Below are 18,760 nucleotides of genomic sequence, written 5' to 3'. Positions count from 1 at the left end.
TCCGGGCTATGCTTGGACCTCAGTGAGTGAGGAGGTGTGCATGGCAAAGGTGGCATTTATCGGCCTAGGCGTGATGGGCTTTCCCATGGCCGGGCATCTGGCATGCGAGGGGCATGAGGTCTGCGTGTACAACCGTACGCCGGGCAAGACCCAGCTGTGGCAGGACGAGTTCGCCGGTGAGGCGGCGCCAACCCCCCGCGAGGCGGCCCAGGGTGCCGAGTTCGTGATGACCTGCGTCGGTAACGACGATGATCTGCGCAGCGTGCTGCTGGGGCCGGATGGTGCCTTTGTCGGCATGGCGCCGGGCAGCGTGCTGGTCGACCACACCACCGCCTCGGCCAACGTCGCCCGCGAGCTGGCAGTGATTGCTGCCGAGCGCGAGCTGGGCTTCCTCGATGCGCCGGTGTCCGGCGGGCAGGCAGGTGCCGAGAACGGCATGCTGACCGTGATGGTGGGCGGAGATGAAAGCTTCTACAGGCGTGCCGAGCCGGTGATCGACGCCTACGCCAAGATGATCAAGCTGATGGGGCCGGTGGGCAGCGGCCAGCTGACCAAGATGGTCAACCAGATCTGCATCGGTGGCCTGGTTCAGGGCCTCGCCGAGGCGCTGCACTTCGCCCAGTGCGCAGGGCTCGACGGTCAGGCGGCGATGGAGGTGATCAGCAAGGGCGCGGCGCAGTCTTGGCAGCTGGAGAACCGTCATCAGACCATGCTGGCCGGCAAGTTCGACTTCGGTTTCGCCGTGGACTGGATGCGCAAGGACCTCTCGATCCTACTGGAGGAGGCTCGCCGCAATGGCGCGCAGCTGCCGGTGACTGCGCTGGTCGACCAGTTCTATTCCGATGTTCAGGCCATGGGTGGTGGCCGCTGGGATACTTCCAGCCTGATTGCCCGTCTCAAGCAGCGCAGCTGAGGTATTCAAGGCGTCAAGAGAGCGGCGGCGGGCATGGTGCCATCTGAATGATGGAAGGTCGGGCGCACAGACGTTAAGATCGCGCCCGCCCAGTACATGAGAGGTTTTCATGGAGTGTCGTGCCGGCTGCGGTGCCTGCTGCATCGCACCCTCCATCAGCTCACCGATTCCCGGTCTGCCCAACGGCAAGGCTGCCGGTGAACGCTGTCCCCATCTTACCGCCGAGTTTCTCTGCGCGATCTTCGGCCGCCCCGAGCGGCCAAGCGTCTGTTCGGGCTTTGCCGCGGCGGAGTACGTCTGCGGCTCGAGCCGCGAGGAGGCGATCCGCCTGATCGGCTGGCTGGAGCAGGTTACGGCCTGAGCGATTTCCGGTCCGGCGGCCCTGCCGGCGGGCCTTTTCCCACCAAGGAGCAATGATGATTGCGTTGAGTCGAATAGCCGCCGTCTGCGGCCTTAGCCTGCTGGCAAGCGGCCTGGCTCTACGCCGAAGACTGGAAGCTGGCCAAGGATGAGGGTGGCATCAAGATCTACCTGAGCGAGGTTCAAGGCTCGAAGTACAAGGCCTATCGCGGCGTGACCACGATCAACGCCGATGTCGCGACGCTGCGCGCTTTGCAGGATGACGTCCAGGGATCCTGCAAGTGGATTCACGCCTGTGCCGAGCAGAGCCTGCTCAAGCACGAAGAGGGTGAGAGCTGGGTCTATACCCGTTTCGACATGCCCTGGCCGGTCGAGGCGCGCGACTCGATCCTGCATGTGGTGTCAGAGCAGGGCGCCGATGGCAGCCTGACCCGCAAGCTGGATGGCCAACCGCAGTACCTGCCGCAGGACAAAGGCCATACGCGGGTCGCCAGCCTGCAGGGCTTCTGGCGTTTCGTGCCGCTGGGTGATGGCAAGGTCGAGGTCACCTACCAGGTGCATACCGAGCCGGGTGGCAGCGTACCGTCCTGGCTGGCCAATAGCTTCGTGGTCGATGCTCCGTTCAATACGCTGAGTGGTTTGCGCACCCTGGCCGAGAAGCGCTGAGGCCCTGTGGAAATAAAAAAGGCTGCCATTGGCAGCCTTTTTTCTTGTCCGCAAAACTTACTTGCGGTCTTCCAGCTTGACGTAGTCGCGCTTGTCGTAGCCGGTGTACAGCTGGCGCGGGCGGCCGATCTTGTACGGGCTGGACAGCATTTCCTTCCAGTGCGAAATCCAGCCGACGGTACGCGACAGGGCGAAGATCACGGTGAACATGCTGGTCGGGATGCCGATGGCCTTGAGGATGATGCCCGAGTAGAAGTCCACGTTCGGGTACAGGTTGCGTTCCTTGAAGTACGGATCGGTGAGGGCGATCTCTTCCAGGCGCATGGCCAGTTCCAGCTGCGGATCGTTCTTGATGCCCAGTTCGGCCAGCACTTCGTCGCAGGTCTTCTTCATCACGGTGGCGCGCGGGTCACGGTTCTTGTACACGCGGTGACCGAAGCCCATCAGCTTGAACGGATCGTTCTTGTCCTTGGCCTTGGCGATGAACTTGTCGATGTTTTCGACGCTGCCGATCTCGTCCAGCATGGTCAGCACGGCTTCGTTGGCGCCGCCGTGTGCCGGGCCCCAGAGCGCGGCGATGCCGGCGGCGATACAGGCGAACGGGTTGGCGCCGGAGGAGCCGGCCAGACGCACGGTGGAGGTGGAGGCGTTCTGCTCATGGTCGGCGTGCAGGACGAAGATGCGGTCCATTGCCTTGGCCAGCACCGGGCTGATCGGTTTGATCTCGCACGGGGTGTTGAACATCATGTGCAGGAAGTTTTCCGCGTAGTTCAGGTCGTTACGCGGGTACATCATGGGCTGGCCCATGGAGTACTTGTAAGCCATGGCAGCGATGGTCGGCATCTTGGCGATCAGGCGCATGGCCGACACTTCGCGGTGCTGGGCGTTATTGATGTCCAGCGAGTCGTGGTAGAAGGCGGAGAGGGCGCCGACTACGCCGCACATGATGGCCATCGGGTGGGCATCGCGGCGGAAGCCGTTGAAGAAGCTCTTCAGCTGCTCGTGAACCATGGTGTGGTTCTTGATGACGCTGACGAACTTGGCCTTCTGCTCGGCGGTCGGCAGTTCGCCGTTCAGCAGCAGGTAGCAGGTTTCCAGGTAGTCGGATTTCTCGGCCAGCTGCTCAATGGGGTAACCGCGGTGCAGCAGGATGCCGGCGTCACCGTCGATGTAGGTGATCTTCGACTCGCAAGAGGCGGTCGACATAAAGCCAGGATCAAAGGTGAAGCGACCCGTGGCGGTCAGGCCCCTCACGTCGACAACATCGGGACCTACGGTGCCGGTCAGTACGGGCAGCTCTACGGGGGCATTGCCCTCGATGATCAACTGCGCTTTTTTGTCAGCCATGTGCGGCCTCCTGTTTATGCTTGGAATCATCAGACAGCCCCCCACGCAGGGCCCGGGACACTATAGAGACATAAATCTGAAAGTCAATTTACTGAAACCCAGACGGCAGACGGGTTTCAGCCCTTTTTTAGGGCGCGGGGAGTGGCCTAATACGTCATTTATTGAGGGCGCGCAATCCGCTTTTGGGTGTGGGGTCTTGCGTTGTCATTAGTAACCTAACTGTCTATACTCTGCGCCCGGCCGTCAGAGGCTTTAGAGCCTTTAATAAGGCGGCTGGCACTCCCTTGGTGAGGGGTACCTGACCAGTGCACTTCCCGACAACTTGCCCTGTTTGTTAGGGGCCTCTAGTGTGAAAAAAGCCGTGAATAGCCAACGACCTGTAAACCTAGATCTCAGGACCATAAAACTCCCGATCACAGCTTATACGTCCATTCTGCACCGGGTATCCGGTGTCATCCTCTTCCTGGGTATCATCGTGATGCTGTTTGCTCTCGATAAGTCCCTGGCTTCCGAGGAAGGCTTTGCAGAAGTGAAGGCGTGTCTGACCAGCCCACTGGCCAAGCTGATTGTCTGGGGTCTGCTGTCCGCCCTGCTGTATCACCTGGTGGCCGGCGTACGCCACCTGATCATGGACATGGGTGTCGGCGAGTCGCTGGAAGGCGGCAAGCTGGGCTCGAAGATCGTCATCGCCGTGTCGGCTGTGATCATCGTTCTGGTGGGGGTGTGGATATGGTAACCAACGTAACCAACTTCTCGCGCTCTGGCCTCTACGACTGGATGGCTCAGCGCGTTTCTGCGGTCGTTCTCGCGGCTTATTTCATCTTCCTGATCGGCTACTTCGTGGTCAATCCAGGTCTGGGCTACGCCGAATGGCACAGCCTGTTCTCCCACAATGCGATGCGCATCTTCAGCCTGCTGGCGCTGGTTGCGCTGATCGTGCACGCCTGGGTCGGTATGTGGACCATCACCACCGACTACCTGACTCCCATGGCCATCGGCCGTTGGGCGACTGGCGTGCGTTTCCTCGTCCAGGCGGCTTGCGGCGTGATTCAGTTCGTCGTGTTCGTCTGGGGTGTGCAGATCCTGTGGGGTTTCTGATTCATGTCTAGCATTCGTACTCTTTCCTATGACGCCATCATTGTCGGTGGCGGTGGTGCAGGCATGCGTGCCGCACTGCAACTGGCTCAAGGCGGTCACAAGACTGCCGTGGTGACGAAGGTCTTCCCGACCCGTTCGCACACTGTATCCGCTCAAGGCGGCATCACCTGCGCCATCGCTTCGGCCGATCCGAACGACGATTGGCGCTGGCACATGTACGACACCGTCAAGGGCTCCGACTACATCGGCGACCAGGACGCGATCGAATACATGTGCTCTGTCGGCCCGGAAGCCGTGTTCGAGCTCGAGCACATGGGGCTCCCGTTCTCCCGTACCGAGCAGGGTCGCATCTACCAGCGTCCGTTCGGCGGTCAGTCCAAGGGCCCGGACAATCCGACCCAGGCTGCTCGTACCTGTGCTGCGGCCGACCGTACCGGGCACGCCCTGCTGCACACCCTGTACCAGGCCAACCTGAAGGCTGGCACCTCGTTCCTCAACGAGTGGTACGCCGTTGACCTGGTGAAGAACCAGGATGGCGCCATCGTCGGCATCATCGCCATCTGCATCGAGACTGGCGAAACCGTCTACATCCGCTCCAAGGCCGTGGTTCTGGCCACTGGCGGTGCCGGTCGTATCTACGCCTCCACCACCAATGCCCTGATCAACACCGGTGACGGCGTGGGCATGGCCCTGCGTGCCGGCGTGCCGGTGCAGGACATCGAGATGTGGCAATTCCACCCGACCGGCATCGCTGGCGCCGGTGTGCTGGTCACTGAAGGCTGCCGCGGTGAAGGTGGCTACCTGATCAACGCCCACGGCGAGCGCTTCATGGAGCGTTACGCGCCGAACGCCAAGGACCTGGCCGGTCGCGACGTGGTCGCCCGCTCCATGGTCAAGGAAGTGATCGCCGGTAACGGCTGTGGCCCGGACAAGGACCACGTGCTGCTGAAGCTCGACCACCTTGGCGAGGAAGTACTGCACAGCCGTCTGCCGGGCATCTGCGAACTGTCGAAGACCTTCGCTCATGTCGACCCGGTTGTCGCTCCGGTTCCGGTGATCCCGACCTGCCACTACATGATGGGTGGCGTGGCCACCAACATTCATGGCCAGGCCATCACCCAGGACGCCAACGGCAACGACAAGATCATCGAAGGTCTGTTCGCCGTAGGTGAAGTCGCTTGCGTATCGGTGCACGGTGCCAACCGTCTGGGCGGCAACTCGCTGCTCGACCTGGTGGTGTTCGGCCGTGCCGCCGGCCTGCACCTGGAAAAGGCGCTGAAGGAAGGCGTCGAGACCCGCAGCGCCAGCGAAACCGACATTGAGGCCTCGCTCAAGCGCCTGTCCGGCGTCAACGAGCGCAGTAGCGGTGAAGACGTGGCTCCGCTGCGTAAAGAACTGCAGCAGTGCATGCAGAACTACTTCGGTGTATTCCGTACCGGCGAATACATGAAGAAGGGCATCTCTCAGCTGGCTGATCTGCGTGAGCGCATCGCCAACGTCAAGATCGCCGACAAGAGCCAGGCCTTCAACACCGCGCGCATCGAAGCGCTGGAGCTGCAGAACCTGCTGGAAGTGGCCGAGGCCACTGCCATCGCCGCCGATACCCGTACCGAGTCCCGTGGTGCCCATGCCCGCGAGGACTTCGAGGATCGCGACGACGAGAACTGGCTGTGCCACTCGCTGTACTTCCCGGGTGAGAAACGTGTCTCCAAGCGCGCCGTGAACTTCGCGCCAAAGACCGTTCCTGCTTTTGAACCCAAAGTACGTACTTATTAAGGGTGGCTGCCATGTCTCTTGGTAAAACTTTGCAAGTCAGCGTTTATCGCTACAACCCGGAAAAAGACGCTGCGCCGTTCATGCAGGATTTCCAGGTGCAGATCGACGGCAAGGACCTGATGGTTCTTGACGTGCTGGCCCTGATCAAGGAGCAGGACGAAGGTTTCTCCTACCGTCGCTCCTGCCGTGAAGGCGTTTGCGGTTCCGATGGCATGAACATCAGCGGCAAGAACGGCCTGGCCTGCATCACCCCGATCTCCACCGTGGTGAAGGGCGACAAGCTGGTGATCCGCCCGCTGCCGGGGCTGCCGGTCATTCGTGACCTGGTCGTCGATATGAGCATCTTCTACAAGCAGTACGAGAAGGTGCAGCCGTTCCTGCAGAACGATACGCCGGCTCCGGCCATCGAGCGTCTGCAGAGCCCGGAAGAGCGCGAGAAGCTGGACGGTCTGTACGAGTGCATCCTGTGCGCGTGCTGCTCGACCAGCTGCCCGTCCTTCTGGTGGAACCCGGACAAGTTCCTCGGTCCCGCCGCGTTGCTGCAGGCCTATCGCTTCCTGGCCGACAGCCGTGACACCAAGACCGCCGAGCGTCTGGCGTCCCTGGACGACCCGTTCAGCGTGTTCCGCTGCCGCGGCATCATGAACTGCGTCAACGTCTGCCCGAAAGGCCTGAACCCGACCAAGGCCATCGGTCACGTGCGCAACATGCTGCTGCAGAGCGGTACCTGATACACCGCTTCACGCAACACCTGCGCCGGCGGAACGATTCGCCGGCGCAGTAAAGCCAGACCCCCAGCTCACAAAGCCGGGGGTCTTATTTGAAAGAAAATGACGACCAGCAGGGGCATCCGGGCTGGTACCCGGACTATCTGCGGGATCCGTAGTGGCTTACCAGGTCGCTGCTCTAGGACTATGAATGGCCCAGCTACGGCTTCTACGCCGGTGGTGTCCCCTTACCGAGGGTGACCAAGCATGCAAGAAAGCGTGATGCAGCGCATGTGGGACAGCGCCCACCTATCCGGTGGCAACGCGGCCTACGTGGAAGAGCTCTACGAGCTCTACCTGCACGATCCCAACGCTGTGCCCGAAGAGTGGCGCACCTACTTCCAGAAACTGCCGGCCGATGGCAATGCCGCGACCGACGTTTCGCACTCCACTGTCCGCGATCATTTCGTGCTGCTGGCGAAGAACCAGCGCCGCGCTCAACCGGTTTCCGCCGGGAGCGTCAGCAGCGAGCACGAGAAGAAGCAGGTGGAAGTCCTGCGCCTGATCCAGGCATACCGCATGCGCGGCCATCAGGCCTCGACGCTCGACCCGCTGGGGTTGTGGCAGCGTCCTGCGCCGGCCGATCTGGCAGTCCATCACTATGGCCTGACCAATGCCGACCTCGACACCACCTTCCGTACCGGTGAGCTTTACATCGGCAAGGAGGAGGCGACTCTAAGGGAAATCCACGAAGCGCTGCAGCAGACATATTGTCGCACCATCGGCGCCGAGTTCACCCACATCGTCGATTCCGAGCAGCGCAAGTGGTTCCAGCAGCGTCTGGAGAGCGTGCGTGGCCGTCCGGCCTATTCGCCGGAAGTGCAGGCGCATCTGCTCGAGCGCCTGACCGCTGCCGAGGGCCTGGAAAAGTACCTGGGCACCAAGTACCCGGGCACCAAGCGCTTCGGTCTCGAGGGCGGTGAGAGCCTGATCCCGCTGCTGGACGAGATCATCCAGCGCTGCGGCTCCTACGGTACCCAGGAAATCGTCATCGGCATGGCCCACCGTGGCCGTCTGAACGTGCTGGTCAACACCTTCGGCAAGAACCCACGCGACCTGTTCGACGAGTTCGAAGGCAAGCAGGTCGAAGGTCTGTCCTCCGGTGACGTGAAGTACCACCAGGGCTTCTCGTCCAACGTTATGACCCCCGGTGGCGAAGTGCACCTGGCGCTGGCGTTCAACCCGTCGCACCTGGAGATCGTCTCTCCGGTGGTCGAGGGGTCCGTACGTGCCCGTCAGGATCGTCGCCAGGACACCACCGGCGACAAGGTACTGCCGATTTCCATCCACGGTGACGCGGCGTTCGCCGGTCAGGGCGTGGTCATGGAAACCTTCCAGATGTCGCAGACCCGTGCCTACAAGACCGGCGGCACCATCCACATCGTGATCAACAACCAGGTCGGCTTCACCACCAGCCGTCCCGAGGACTCGCGCTCCACCGAGTACTGCACCGATGTGGCGAAGATGATCCAGGCGCCGATCTTCCATGTGAATGGCGACGACCCGGAAGCCGTGCTGTTCGTCACCCAACTGGCCGTTGACTACCGCATGCAGTTCAAGCGTGACGTGGTCATCGACCTGGTCTGCTACCGTCGTCGCGGCCACAACGAGGCCGACGAGCCGAGCGGCACCCAGCCGCTGATGTACCAGCAGATCGCCAAGCAGCGCACCACCCGCGAGCTGTACGCCGATAGCCTGATCCAGGCCGGTCGTATTGCCGAGGAGGCGGTCAAGGCCAAGATTGAGGATTACCGCAGCGCGCTGGACAACGGCCAGCACGTGGTCAAGAGCCTGGTCAAGGAGCCGAACAAGGAGCTGTTCGTCGACTGGCGCCCCTACCTGGGCCACACCTGGACCGCTCGCCATGACACCCGCTTCGAACTGAAGACCCTGCAGGAGCTGGCCGGCAAGCTGCTGGAAATTCCGGAAGGCTTCGTGCTGCAGCGTCAGGTCGCCAAGGTGCTGGAAGACCGCGCCAAGATGACCGCCGGCGCCATGCCGATCAACTGGGGCTATGCCGAGAACCTGGCCTACGCCACCCTGCTGTTCGAAGGCCATCCGGTGCGCATGACCGGTCAGGACGTCGGCCGCGGCACCTTCTCGCACCGCCATGCGGCGCTGCACAACCAGAAGGATGCCAGCACCTACCTGCCGCTGCAGAACCTGTTCGAGGGTCAGCCGAAGTTCCAGCTGTTCGACTCCTTCCTTTCGGAAGAAGCGGTACTGGCCTTCGAGTATGGCTATGCCACCACCATGCCGAACGCGCTGGTGATCTGGGAAGCGCAGTTCGGCGACTTCGCCAACGGCGCCCAGGTGGTGTTTGACCAGTTCATCTCCAGCGGTGAGCACAAGTGGGGCCGTCTGTGCGGTCTGACCATGCTGCTGCCGCACGGCTACGAGGGTCAGGGCCCGGAGCACAGCTCCGCGCGCCTGGAGCGCTTCCTGCAGCTGTGCGCCGAGCACAACATGCAGGTCTGCATGCCGACCACCCCGGCGCAGATCTACCACCTGCTGCGTCGCCAGGTCATTCGCCCGCTGCGCAAGCCCCTGGTGGTGCTGTCGCCCAAGTCGCTGCTGCGCCACCCGCTGGCCATCTCGACCCTGGAAGAACTGGCCGAAGGCTCGTTCCAGACCGTTATCGGCGAGATCGATCCGATCGAGGCGAAGAAGGTCGAGCGCGTCGTCCTGTGCAGCGGCAAGGTGTACTACGACCTGCTGGCCAAGCGTCGTGCCGAGAAGCGTGACGACATCGCCATCGTGCGCATCGAACAGCTCTACCCGTTCCCCGAAGACGATCTGGCCGAGGCTCTGGCGCCGTACAAGAACCTCAAGCACATCGTCTGGTGTCAGGAAGAGCCGATGAACCAGGGCGCCTGGTACTGCAGTCAGCACCACATGCGTCGCGTTGCCTCGGCGCACAAGAAGGAGCTGTTCCTGCAGTACGCCGGTCGCGACGCCTCGGCGGCACCGGCCTGTGGCTATGCCTCGATGCACGCCGAACAGCAGGAAAAACTGCTGAACGACGCCTTTACTGTCTAACGCCTTCGCGCATCGGGGCGACGGCATGGGTCGTCGCCCCCTGAAGAAACGAATTTAAGGAAACACACACAATGGCTATCGAGATCAAAGCCCCAACCTTCCCGGAATCGGTCGCCGACGGCACCGTGGCCACCTGGCACAAGAAGCCGGGCGATGCGGTCAAGCGCGATGAGCTGATCGTCGACATCGAAACCGACAAGGTGGTGATGGAAGTACTCGCCGAAGCCGACGGCGTTCTCGCCGAAATCGTCAAGAACGAGGGGGATACCGTCCTGTCCGGCGAACTGCTGGGCAAGCTGGGTGCCGCCGGCGCTGCTGTTGCTGCCGCCCCGGCCGCTGCTGCGCCTGCCGCCGCTGCTGCCGCTCCGGCTGCCGCTGCCGCCGCCAGCGATGACGCCATCCTGTCGCCTGCCGCGCGCAAGATTGCCGAGGAGGGCGGTATCGACCCGAACGCCATCGTCGGTACCGGCAAAGGCGGTCGCGTCACCAAGGAAGACGCCGTTGCAGCCGTCGCCGCCAAGAACTCCGCGCCGGCCGCTGCCGCCAAGCCGGCCGCCCCGGCTGCCGAGGCACCGGTGTTCGCCGCCGGCGATCGCGTCGAGAAGCGCGTGCCGATGACCCGCCTGCGTGCCAAGGTGGCTGAGCGTCTGGTCGAAGCCCAGTCGACCATGGCCATGCTGACCACCTTCAACGAAGTGGACATGCATGAAGTCATGGCCCTGCGTTCGAAGTACAAGGACCTGTTCGAGAAGACCCACAACGGCGTGCGCCTGGGCTTCATGTCCTTCTTCGTCAAGGCCGCGGTCGAAGCGCTCAAGCGCTTCCCGGCGGTCAACGCCTCGATCGATGGCAACGACATCGTCTACCACGGCTACCAAGACATCGGCGTGGCCGTGTCCAGCGACCGTGGCCTGGTGGTTCCGGTGCTGCGCAACGCCGAGCTGATGAGCCTGGCCGAAGTCGAGAACGGCATCGCCACCTTCGGCAAGAAGGCCCGTGACGGCAAGCTGTCGATCGAAGAGATGACCGGTGGCACCTTCACCATCACCAACGGCGGCACCTTCGGCTCGATGATGTCGACCCCGATCGTCAACCCGCCGCAGGCCGCGATCCTCGGCATGCACAACATCATCCAGCGTCCAGTGGCCATCAACGGCCAGGTCGTGATCCGCCCGATGATGTACCTGGCGCTGTCCTACGATCACCGTCTGATCGATGGCAAGGAAGCGGTGAGCTTCCTCGTCACCATCAAGAACCTGCTGGAAGACCCGGCTCGCCTGCTGCTGGACATCTGATCCCGGAGCTGCGCAATAAGGCGGTTCTCACAAGGAACCGCCCGGTTTTATTCGAGAAGGAATGAGTTATGACCCAGAAATTCGACGTGGTAGTGATTGGCGCGGGCCCAGGGGGCTACGTGGCCGCCATCAAGGCCGCGCAACTCGGCCTGAAGACCGCCTGCATCGAGAAGTACCAGGACAAGGACGGCAAGGTCGCCCTGGGCGGCACCTGCCTGAACGTCGGCTGCATTCCGTCGAAGGCGCTGCTGGACAGCTCCTACAAGTACCACGAGGCCCACGAAGGCTTCAAAGTCCATGGCATCGAGGCCAAGGGCGTCACCATCGACGTACCGCAGATGGTCGCGCGCAAGAACACCATCATCAAGAACCTGACTGGCGGCGTTGCCGGGCTGTTCAAGTCCAATGGCGTCACCCTGCTGGAAGGCCACGGTAAGCTCCTGGCCGGCAAGAAGGTTGAAGTCACCGGTCTGGACGGCTCCGTCCAGGTGGTCGAGGTCGAGAACGTGATTCTCGCTTCCGGCTCGCGCCCGGTGGATATTCCGCCGGCTCCGGTCGACCAGGACGTCATCGTCGATTCCACCGGCGCGCTGGAATTCCAGGCCGTACCGAAGAAGCTGGGCGTGATCGGCGCTGGCGTGATCGGTCTTGAGCTGGGTTCGGTGTGGGCCCGTCTGGGTGCCGAAGTGACCGTGCTGGAGGCCATGGACAAGTTCCTCGCCGCCGCCGATGAGCAAATCTCCAAGGAAGCCCTGAAGATCTTCAGCAAGCAGGGTCTGGACATCCGCCTGGGCGCCCGCGTAACCGGCAGCGAAGTGAAGAAGAAGCAGGTGACTGTGACCTTCACCGACGCCACCGGCGAGCAGAAGCTGACCTTCGACAAGCTGATCGTCGCCGTCGGCCGTCGCCCGGTAACCACCAATCTGCTGGCCGCCGACAGCGGCGTGACCCTGGACGAGCGTGGCTTCATCTTCGTCAACGACCAGTGCGAAACCAGCGTGCCGGGCGTCTACGCCATCGGTGACGTGGTGCGAGGCGCGATGCTGGCGCACAAGGCCTCGGAAGAGGGCGTGATGGTTGCAGAGCGCATCAAGGGCCACAAGGCGCAGATGAACTACGACCTGGTCCCGTCGGTGATCTACACCCACCCGGAAATCGCCTGGGTCGGCAAGACCGAGCAACAGCTCAAGGCCGAAGGCGTCGAGATCAACGTCGGTACCTTCCCGTTCGCTGCCAGCGGCCGCGCCATGGCCGCCAACGACACCGCCGGTCTGGTGAAGGTCATCGCCGATGCCAAGACCGACCGCGTGCTGGGCGTGCACGTAATCGGCCCGAGCGCCGCCGAGCTGGTCCAGCAGGGCGCCATCGGTATGGAGTTCGGCACCAGTGCCGAAGACCTGGGCATGATGGTGTTCTCGCACCCGACGCTGTCCGAAGCGCTGCACGAAGCGGCTCTGGCGGTGAATGGCCACGCCATCCACATCGCCAATCGCAAGAAGCGCTGATGCGTGTGGGCACCTCGATATCCGAGGTGCCCAGATCAGGAAAAACCACGGCGGGCGGCCCGTGGCGGCTTGCAAGAGTCTGTCGCAGGAATGCCCGTCGGACTGCTAACCAGTGCAGTCACAGGTGGCGCGGTGCCATGAGCGCAGCGCCGAAATGCGCAATACCTAAACGAAGAACGGTAGATAAGCATGAATCTTCACGAGTATCAGGGTAAGCAGCTGTTCGCTGAATACGGCCTGCCGGTATCCACTGGCTATGCCGTTGACACCCCGGAAGAAGCGGCTGCGGCCTGCGAAAAGATCGGTGGCAGCGAGTGGGTTGTCAAAGCCCAGGTGCACGCCGGTGGCCGCGGTAAAGCGGGCGGCGTCAAGCTGGTCAAGAACAAGGAAGACGCCAAGGCGTTCGCCGCCCAGTGGCTGGGCAAGCGTCTGGTGACCTACCAGACAGACGCCAATGGCCAGCCGGTCAGCAAGATTCTGGTTGAGTCCTGCACCGACATCGACAAGGAGCTGTACCTCGGCGCCGTCGTCGACCGTTCCAGCCGCCGTATCGTGTTCATGGCCTCCACCGAAGGTGGCGTGGACATCGAGAAAGTTGCCCACGAGACTCCCGAGAAGATCCTCAAGGCCACCATCGATCCGCTGGTTGGCGCACAGCCTTACCAGGGCCGCGAGCTGGCCTTCCAGCTGGGCCTGCAGGGCGACCAGATCAAGCAGTTCACCCACATCTTCGTGGGCCTGGCCAAGCTGTTCCAGGACTACGACCTGGCGCTGCTGGAGGTGAACCCGCTGGTGATCAAGAAGGACGGCAACCTGCACTGCCTGGACGCCAAGATCAACATCGACTCCAACGCCATGTACCGTCAGCCCAAGCTGCGCGCCATGCACGACCCGTCCCAGGACGATGCGCGTGAAGCCCATGCGCAGAAGTGGGAGCTGAACTACGTTGCGCTGGAAGGCAACATCGGTTGCATGGTCAACGGTGCCGGTCTGGCCATGGGTACCATGGACATCGTCAACCTGCACGGCGGCAAGCCGGCCAACTTCCTCGACGTCGGCGGCGGCGCGACCAAAGAGCGCGTAACCGAAGCCTTCAAGATCATCCTGTCCGACAGCAACGTCGCTGCCGTACTGGTGAACATCTTCGGCGGCATCGTGCGCTGCGACATGATCGCCGAAGGCATCATCGGCGCCGTGAAAGAAGTCGGCGTGAAAGTACCGGTCGTGGTCCGTCTGGAAGGTAACAATGCCGAGCTGGGCGCCAAGGTCCTGGCCGACAGCGGTCTGAACATCATCGCGGCTACCAGCCTCACCGACGCTGCCCAGCAGGTCGTCAAAGCCGCGGAGGGCAAGTAATGAGCGTCCTGATCAATAAAGACACCAAAGTCATCTGCCAGGGCTTCACCGGCTCGCAGGGTACTTTCCACAGCGAACAAGCCATCGCCTACGGCACCAAGATGGTTGGCGGCGTGACTCCGGGCAAGGGTGGCACCACCCACCTGGGCCTGCCGGTGTTCAACACCGTCAAGGAAGCTGTCGAAGCCACTGGCGCCGATGCGTCCGTGATCTACGTTCCGGCTCCGTTCTGCAAGGACTCGATCCTGGAAGCTGCCAACGGCGGCATCAAGCTGATCGTGTGCATCACCGAAGGCATCCCGACCCTCGACATGCTGGACGCCAAGGTCAAGTGCGACGAGCTGGGCGTACGCCTGATCGGCCCGAACTGCCCGGGCGTGATCACTCCCGGCGAGTGCAAGATCGGCATCATGCCGGGTCACATCCACCTGCCGGGCAAGGTAGGCATCGTGTCGCGTTCCGGCACCCTGACCTATGAAGCCGTGAAGCAGACCACCGACGCCGGCTTCGGCCAGTCCACCTGCGTGGGCATCGGTGGCGACCCGATCCCGGGCTCCAACTTCATCGACATCCTGAAGCTGTTCCAGGAAGACCCGAAGACCGAAGCGATCGTCATGATCGGTGAGATCGGCGGCAGCGCTGAAGAAGAAGCCGCGGCCTACATCAAGGCCAACGTGACCAAGCCGGTGGTGTCCTACATCGCTGGTGTGACTGCGCCGCCCGGCAAGCGCATGGGCCACGCCGGTGCCATCATCTCCGGTGGCAAGGGTACTGCGGACGAGAAGTTCGCCGCTCTGCAGGACGCCGGTGTGAAAACCGTGCGTTCCCTGGCCGACATCGGCAAGGCCCTGGCCGAGCTGACCGGTTGGGAAGTCAAGAAGGCCTGAGGCTGACTTGATTGCGAAAAGGCCGCCTCCGGGCGGCCTTTTTCTTTTCTAGACTTCAAGTGTCTCAAGCGAATGGTCGATACGCTGCCTATGGCTTGAACATCATCTCGCCGCCACAGAGGGTGCTCGCGCATGCAGTGGTTTGCCGATTTGCGCATTGCTCACAAGATCGCCATTGCGCCAGCCGTGTTGTGCACGTTGCTGGTCGTTGTCGGCGTGGTCTCCAGCCTATCCCTGCGCAGCGTGTCGCAGAGCGTGCAGGCGGTGACGCAGGATCTCGGGCCCAGCCTTGAGCAACTGGCACAGTTGGCGGACGCCACGGCTCGTCTGCAACTCGCGGTGCAGTTGTATGCCCGCAGTGGTGACGCGGCGGTTGCGCAACAGGTGACTGAGCTTGAGCAGCGCCTGCAAGGCCTGCAGCAAGCGACGGCGTCGCGCCTGCAGGAGCCACAACATCAGCAGCTTCTGGCAGATATCGAGGGCCTGCGCCGGGAGTACAGCGAGCTGTTCCGTACGCAGTTGGTGCCACTGAGCCAGCAGCGTCAGGCACTGGTGGCAGGGGAGTTGGGGCTGCATGGCCCGGCGATCGAGAAGGCCCTGACTTCGGTGCTGGAGAATGCCCAGCAGGATTTCAACCTGGATGCGGTGTTCTACTCCAGTGCGGCGATGCGCCATCTGCTGCTCGGTAGCCAGTACTTCTATCAGTTCCTGCAGGAGAACCAGGAGGAACAGGCCAAGGCCTATGCGCGTGAGCTGAGCTTCGCCCAGAGCAGCATGAGTGCGTTGCTGCAGCGGACCAGCAGCCAGAGTACCCAGGACAAGCTCAGCGGGGCACTGCAGAGCTTGGAAAAGTACAAGGCCGCAGCGGAGAGGGCCGCTGAGCTGGTGCGTGCACGAAACGCCACCTTGCAGAAAATGGACGCGCTGGAGCCGCAGATCGCCCAGCGTGCGGCCGATCTCCAGGCCAGCATCATGCGGGCCATGAGCGAGGCGGGGCAGGCGGTGGATGATACGGCCGCGCAAGTCAATCGGGTGCAGTGGGGGTTGGTGCTGGTCGCCCTGCTGTTCGGCGGGGCACTGGCATATGGTGTTGGTCGCGCGCTGGTCGGCACCATCGGTCGGATCAACCTGATGCTCAGAGATATCGCTGAGGGAGAAGGCGACCTGACTCGCCGTTTACCCATCCAGGGGCGAGATGACCTCGGCGCGTTGGCGCTGAGCTTCAATACCTTCGTCGAGAAGATCCGCCAGACCGTCGCCGAGGTAACCAGCGCATCAGCCACCCTGGAGCGTGAAGCGGATCAGTTGCAGGCCTCGGCCGATTCAGCCCACCGAGATGTCGAGCAACAACGCGACGAGAGCCAGCATACCGCCTCGGCCATGGCGCAGATGGCGGCCAGTGCCCAGGACATGGCGCGTCGTGCAGAGCAGGCCGCCGAACTGTCTGGGCAGGCTCTGAGCACCGCCGAGCAAGGTCGCAGCCGAGTCGAGGGTAACCTCAATAGCATGCAGCAGCTGGCTGGGCAGTTTTCCCGACTGTCTGGTGAGGTCGAATCGTTGCGCGCCGACAGTGAGCGGATCGGTTCGGTACTCGAGGTGATCCGCGCGATTGCCGAACAGACCAACTTGCTGGCGCTTAATGCTGCTATCGAGGCAGCCCGTGCCGGCGAGCAGGGACGCGGTTTCGCGGTGGTGGCGGACGAAGTACGCTCACTGGCCCAGCGCACCCAGCAGTCCACCCAGGAGATCCAGGAAATCATCCAGACCCTGCAGCAACGCACTCGCGCGGCCAGTGACACGATGGGAGAGAGTCAGCATGCAGTGCGCGATGCCGGGCAACGGGCCGAGCAGGCGAGCGCAGCCCTGATCGAGATCGCCACTGCAGTGGCCGCCATCGATCAGACCATCCAGCACATCACACATGCCGCCGTGGAGCAGGCGCACGTCGCGGGAACAGTCGGAGAGGGCGCCGCCAGGGCCAGCGACATCAACGCGCATACCTTCGCCACCGTCGAGCAAACACGCACGGCGGCCAGTCGTATCAAGCAGATGGAAGATCAGCTGCACCGGTTGATTGCACAGTTCCGCATCTGAAGTTGTTCATTCAGTCAGCTTGCTTACAGATTTGCGACATCCACTTGCCCCTGCCCGACCAGCCGACCAGCTCCGGTCGCTCTGCTGGAGGCTATCCATTAAGGTGGCCGCGCCCCGGCGACCGCCACTCACAAGGTGTGGTCGCCGCTTAGCGGTCTCATCCCATCCGGAGAGATGACGCTCACCGAACCTCAAGGCGAGCCCCTGGATTTCCGAATTTCTGCCTGTGGTAACGCTCTGTATGAATCGCTTGAATAGCCTCGACCTCCTGGCCCTTGGCTTCATGACCTTTGCCCTGTTCCTGGGCGCCGGCAACATCATCTTTCCGCCCAGCGCCGGCATGGCCGCCGGAGCCAATGTCTGGTCCGCCGCGTTCGGTTTCCTGATCACCGGTGTCGGCCTGCCGCTGCTCACGGTGGTGGCCCTCGCTCGTGTCGGTGGCGGCATGCCGGAACTGACCGCTCCGCTTGGTCGGCGTGCCGGCACGCTGCTGGCGGTGGCCGTTTACCTGGCCATCGGCCCGCTGTTCGCCACCCCGCGTACCGCCGTGGTGTCCTTCGAAATGGGCGTGGCGCCCTTTGTCGGCAACGAGCCGCTGGCGCTGGGCCTGTATACGCTGACCTACTTTGCCGCCGTGCTGTTCCTCGCCCTGAATCCGGGCAAGCTGGTCGACAGCATCGGCAAGTTCATCACCCCGGTGCTGCTGGCTGCTCTGCTGGTGCTCGGTGGCGCAGCCCTGCTGGCTCCCGCCGGCGAAATCGGCCAGAGCGCCGAAGCCTATGAGGCAATGCCTTTCGTACAGGGTTTCCTGCAGGGTTACCTGACCATGGATACCCTGGGCGCGCTGGTATTCGGCATCGTCATCGCCACCGCGATCAAGGACCGTGGCGTACGTGACAGTGCACTGATTACCCGCTATTCGGTGATCGCCGGCGTCATCGCTGCGATTGGCCTGTCGCTGGTCTACCTGGCGCTGTTCTACCTCGGTGCCACCAGCCAGGGCATCGCCGGTGATGCGCAGAACGGCGTGCAGATCCTTACGACCTATGTCGAGCACACCTTCGGCATCTACGGCAGCCTGCTGCTGGCGGTGGTCATCACCCTGGCCTGCCTGACCACGGCGGTGGGGCTGCTGACCGCCTGTGGCGAGTACTTCAGCAAGCTGCTGCCAGTGTCCTATCGCGCCGTGGTGCTGACTTTCGGCGTGTTCAGCCTGCTGGTGGCCAACCAGGGTCTGACCCAACTGATCAGCGTGTCGGTGCCGGTGCTGGTCGGTCTCTATCCGCTGGCCATCGTGCTGGTCGCGCTGAGCCTGCTGGACGGGTTCTGGCGCTCGTCGCCGCGCGTGTTCGTGCCGGTGATGGCGGTGACGCTGGTATTCGGCCTGGTCGATGCGTTCAATGCCGCCGGTTTCAAGGGCCTGGTGCCGGGCGTGTTTGCCCACCTGCCGCTGGCTGCCGAAGGCCTTGGCTGGCTGCTGCCGGTGGCGCTGACCCTGCTGGTCGCGGTGGTTTTCGACCGCCTGCGCGGCGCGCCGGCGATTCAGGCCGCGTGATCCGGTCCGGGGCCGTGCAAGGCGGCCCCGGGGCCTCTGCAACGCGCCTTTTGGCGCGCTGCACCTGTTCTTTGGCACATCTGGCACCTTCTGCCGATTGCC

General features: G+C 62.9%; 14 protein-coding genes and 2 pseudogenes. 15 read left to right on the top strand and 1 reads right to left on the bottom strand.

What is annotated here, in order from left to right; genetic code table 11:
* Positions 1-40: 40 nt before the first annotated feature.
* The 3 genes and pseudogenes from ACOAPY_RS11745 (at position 41) to ACOAPY_RS11735 (ending at position 1,939) form a co-directional block, all read left to right on the top strand.
* Positions 41-913, top strand: a complete 873-nt coding sequence (locus ACOAPY_RS11745) for an NAD(P)-dependent oxidoreductase (RefSeq protein ID WP_465153383.1) — start codon at positions 41-43, stop codon at positions 911-913.
* A gap of 109 nt (positions 914-1,022) precedes the next feature.
* Positions 1,023-1,274, top strand: coding sequence for a YkgJ family cysteine cluster protein (locus ACOAPY_RS11740; RefSeq protein WP_021699791.1), 252 nt, complete (start codon positions 1,023-1,025; stop codon positions 1,272-1,274).
* A 55-nt stretch (positions 1,275-1,329) separates the two neighbouring features.
* Positions 1,330-1,939, top strand: a pseudogene (locus tag ACOAPY_RS11735) (START domain-containing protein).
* Positions 1,940-1,996: 57 nt separating this feature from the next.
* On the opposite strand, the gene gltA reads toward ACOAPY_RS11735, so the two are convergent.
* Positions 1,997-3,286: a citrate synthase gene (gene gltA / locus ACOAPY_RS11730; protein ID WP_465153382.1), complete on the bottom strand. Its 1,290-nt coding sequence runs from the start codon at positions 3,284-3,286 to the stop codon at positions 1,997-1,999.
* A 349-nt stretch (positions 3,287-3,635) separates the two neighbouring features.
* On the opposite strand from gltA, the gene sdhC reads away from it, so the two are divergent.
* The 12 genes and pseudogenes from sdhC to brnQ all read left to right on the top strand — a co-directional run bounded on the left by sdhC (position 3,636) and on the right by brnQ (position 18,658).
* A complete protein-coding gene (gene sdhC / locus ACOAPY_RS11725) occupies positions 3,636-4,022 on the top strand; it encodes a succinate dehydrogenase, cytochrome b556 subunit (protein ID WP_169920005.1) in 387 nt (128 codons plus the stop codon).
* On the top strand, positions 4,016-4,384 hold the full coding sequence (gene sdhD / locus ACOAPY_RS11720; protein ID WP_076578577.1) for a succinate dehydrogenase, hydrophobic membrane anchor protein: 369 nt from the start codon (positions 4,016-4,018) through the stop codon (positions 4,382-4,384). The genes sdhC and sdhD overlap by 7 nt, the downstream gene beginning before the upstream one ends.
* Positions 4,385-4,387: 3 nt before the next feature.
* Positions 4,388-6,160 carry a succinate dehydrogenase flavoprotein subunit gene (gene sdhA, locus ACOAPY_RS11715; protein WP_465153381.1) on the top strand — a complete coding sequence of 591 codons (1,773 nt, stop codon included), beginning with the start codon at positions 4,388-4,390 and terminating at the stop codon, positions 6,158-6,160.
* An 11-nt stretch (positions 6,161-6,171) separates the two neighbouring features.
* Positions 6,172-6,891, top strand: coding sequence for a succinate dehydrogenase iron-sulfur subunit (locus tag ACOAPY_RS11710; RefSeq protein WP_021699797.1), 720 nt, complete (start codon positions 6,172-6,174; stop codon positions 6,889-6,891).
* Between the two features lie 243 nt (positions 6,892-7,134).
* Positions 7,135-9,966, top strand: a complete 2,832-nt coding sequence (locus tag ACOAPY_RS11705) for a 2-oxoglutarate dehydrogenase E1 component (RefSeq protein WP_465153380.1) — start codon at positions 7,135-7,137, stop codon at positions 9,964-9,966.
* Positions 9,967-10,037: 71 nt separating this feature from the next.
* Positions 10,038-11,261, top strand: coding sequence for a 2-oxoglutarate dehydrogenase complex dihydrolipoyllysine-residue succinyltransferase (gene odhB, locus ACOAPY_RS11700; RefSeq protein WP_280052694.1), 1,224 nt, complete (start codon positions 10,038-10,040; stop codon positions 11,259-11,261).
* A gap of 68 nt (positions 11,262-11,329) precedes the next feature.
* Positions 11,330-12,766 carry a dihydrolipoyl dehydrogenase gene (gene lpdA, locus ACOAPY_RS11695; RefSeq protein WP_465153379.1) on the top strand — a complete coding sequence of 479 codons (1,437 nt, stop codon included), beginning with the start codon at positions 11,330-11,332 and terminating at the stop codon, positions 12,764-12,766.
* Between the two features lie 189 nt (positions 12,767-12,955).
* Positions 12,956-14,122, top strand: coding sequence for an ADP-forming succinate--CoA ligase subunit beta (gene sucC / locus ACOAPY_RS11690; protein WP_021699801.1), 1,167 nt, complete (start codon positions 12,956-12,958; stop codon positions 14,120-14,122).
* Positions 14,122-15,009, top strand: coding sequence for a succinate--CoA ligase subunit alpha (sucD, locus tag ACOAPY_RS11685; protein WP_021699802.1), 888 nt, complete (start codon positions 14,122-14,124; stop codon positions 15,007-15,009). The genes sucC and sucD overlap by 1 nt, the downstream gene beginning before the upstream one ends.
* 132 nt (positions 15,010-15,141) lie before the next feature.
* Positions 15,142-16,248, top strand: a pseudogene (locus ACOAPY_RS11680) (HAMP domain-containing protein); the annotation flags it as partial.
* Between the two features lie 141 nt (positions 16,249-16,389).
* Positions 16,390-17,103 carry a methyl-accepting chemotaxis protein gene (locus ACOAPY_RS11675; protein WP_465156784.1) on the top strand — a complete coding sequence of 238 codons (714 nt, stop codon included), beginning with the start codon at positions 16,390-16,392 and terminating at the stop codon, positions 17,101-17,103.
* A gap of 241 nt (positions 17,104-17,344) precedes the next feature.
* Complete coding sequence (brnQ, locus tag ACOAPY_RS11670) at positions 17,345-18,658, top strand: branched-chain amino acid transport system II carrier protein (RefSeq protein WP_465153378.1); 1,314 nt, start codon at positions 17,345-17,347, stop codon at positions 18,656-18,658.
* Positions 18,659-18,760 lie beyond the last annotated feature (102 nt).

The organism is Pseudomonas stagnisoli (assembly GCF_048595745.1).
GTDB classification, from domain to species: Bacteria; Pseudomonadota; Gammaproteobacteria; order Pseudomonadales; family Pseudomonadaceae; genus Aquipseudomonas; species Aquipseudomonas alcaligenes_A.
The sequence above is the reverse complement of the archived record's forward strand: the minus strand, read 5'-3'. Positions and strand labels throughout refer to the sequence as shown.